The sequence below is a fragment of the Escherichia sp. TW14182 genome (assembly GCF_000208525.1).
Taxonomy (GTDB): Bacteria; Pseudomonadota; Gammaproteobacteria; order Enterobacterales; family Enterobacteriaceae; genus Escherichia; species Escherichia ruysiae.
Map to the genome: position 1 here is coordinate 1 of NZ_AEJZ01000296.1, position 2659 is coordinate 2659.

The following is a 2659-nucleotide window of genomic DNA, read 5'->3' on the forward strand; positions in this document are numbered from 1 at the left end:
AGAGGGTCGGGGTGAGAGGGGCAGCGCGCATGTAGCCTCAAGCTAATGTCAAAAAGCCGAAGTCACAATTTGTGCAATTTTCAAACAAAAAAAGGGCAACCCTCCTCAGAGAATTGCCCTTAGTCACACTAACTTAATGGGTCATTACCACTGAATACCGGCACCAAGTGCGGCGGAGTATTCACCCTGGCTATTGGTACTACCTTGTAATTTGTAGACCCAACGACCGTTGGCGCTCACCATCGACACACCTAAAGCAACAGCCGATTCACCGTTGTATGTACCGCCACCAATGGAGGCCATGCTGGCACCTGGCGTGTAAGCCTGCGGCAGACCGGTCATCGCCATTGCAGAAGCGATACCACCGCTCAACTTGCTTTCGGTTTTGGACAGTTTGTTATCCATCTCAACCATGCGCTGATCGGTGTATTGCTTCGTTTCCTGCACGCTTTGCTTCAACTGCGCGTAGTTCACCGCGTCGTTGTTGTTAACGCCAGCGGAAACGTTGCTGATGCGAGTCGTTCCGCCATTACCACCGCCGAGAGTGATGTTGCTGTAATCAACAGAACCGTCAGCTTTGGTGTCATAGCGCACGCCGCCTGCTTCGGAAGACTTCAACTGCGCAACGTTAACCGCGTCAGTAGCATTTTTACCAGCGGCAACGTTGGTGATACGGCGTTGGTTAGTGGAAGAACCTACGGAGATCGTATTTTCTTCGTTTGCCACAGAGCCAGTACCCAGCGCAACGCTGTTATCAGCGGCAGCAATAGAGCCAGAGCCAATCGCAACACTGTCTTTACCCTGCGCGTTAGCATCTACGCCATCGGTGTTGGTCTTGAAGTACTTGGTGCTACCGGTGCTTACGATATCGCCAATACCGTTTTCGATATTGGTGACGCGGGTATCCAGATTCGTTACCTGAGTATTCAGGTTAGTAATGCTCTGGGTGTTCTGGGAAACCTGTGCGTCCGTCACTTTCAACTGACCAACGTTAACGGCATCGGTATCTGCCGAACCCGCCGCGACATTAGTGATCTGACGTTGACCGTCTTCACTGCCGACAGAGAACTCACCGACAGAGTTCTGCGGCGCGTCCATGTTGTAGGCGGTGTAGCCAGTCTGAGCGCCGCGAGTGGTCTGAGAACCATTACCCATTGCAATACTGTTTGCATGGTTGGCGCGTGCGTTAGAACCGATAGCAATACCGTTGATGGCATCTGGCAGAACCAGAGTGTTCAGGCCGATACCAATACCCGCGTCAGCATTAACGATAGTTTTCGCGCCCATCGCCAGCGAGTCAGTACCTACCGCCAGTGAATCTTCTTCCGTTGAGTTGGCATGGTAGTACTTGGTCGGCGTAGTGGCGACAGCACCAATGGCGTTTTGCAACTGGCGTACAGTCACGGCGTCATGGGATTCAGTACCATCAGCAACGTTGATGATCTGACGGTACTTACCATCATCGCCAATCGACAATGCGCCAAGCAGTTCGCCGTCAGTGGTGTCGTAACCAATCACAACGCCTTCTTCGGTTACGCTGGTGTTACGAGAACCTTTAACAATCACACGGCTGGAGACGGATTCGCTACCCAGCGCGATACCAGTATCAACGCTGCTGCTGCTATTCTGACCAATTGCGACACTGCTTTCGCCGGAAGCGACAGCGTTATAACCCACCGCTGTAGCGCCAGTACCTGATGCGCTCGCATCAATAAAGGTTAAGCCGGTGTCATTAGTACGCGCATAGTTCAGACCCGCACCGTTCTCTTCGATGTAGTCTATGCTGGTATTACCGGCAATCTGGTTGATGATCTCATTTTGCTGATTGATCAACGTGTTGGTGGCGAACAACTGTGAACCATTAATTGCATCAGTACTGGTTTCAGAAATATCACCATTAGCAACATTAGTGATTACGCTGGCTTTGCCATCGCGGCTGGCGCTGAACGCACCATTTTCACCGGCGGTTGCGTCCCAGAGCAGCGCATCATCCAGGGTTGAGTCGATCGCGTCCAGAGCATCACCGACGTTATTGTAATCGGTATCAGCAATGGAGTACGTCGGCGCACTGATGCTACCGTCAGCATTTACTGCGGCGCCACCGCCCAGGGCATCAACAACAGAGTTGCTCACACCGTAGAGTTGCCCACCATTGATGGCATCGGTGCTGGTTTCAGAAACGGCACCATTTGCGACATTGGTAATTTTGCTGGCATTGCCACCGTGGCCGGCGCTGAATGCACTTGCCGTTTCATCCCACAGCAGAGCGTCGCCCAGTGAAGTGCTAAAGGAGGTGTTAATCGCCGCCAGCGCATCACCTACGTTATCGTAGCTGTTGCTACCGATGGTGTAGGACGGGCCAGTAAATACACCGTTTTCATCAACCGAGGCGTTACCGCCAAAATAGTCTGCCAGTGAATCACTTAAGCTAAACAGTTGCCCACCGTTAACGGCATCGGTGCTGGTAGATGAGATTGTTCCAGCGGTGACGTTAGTGATTTTGCTGGTGGTTTCGGTGCCGTGTGCAGCGGTGAATGCGCTTGCGGCGTCATCCCATTTCAGCGCATCTTCACCGAGGTTGTTCACCGTATCAGTCAGATTGGTGATGTTGGTGGTGTTAGTAGCGATGTTAGTGGTGTTGGTTGCCACATTGTCGTTA

The 2659-nt window shown here is 52.3% G+C and carries 1 protein-coding gene; it reads right to left on the minus strand.

The annotated features are described in order from the left end of the window. Window positions 1–144: 144 nt before the first annotated feature. Window positions 145–2659 (minus strand): YadA family autotransporter adhesin (locus tag EQY_RS0120185; RefSeq protein ID WP_000292403.1); only part of this gene is annotated, 2515 nt, incomplete at its 5' end.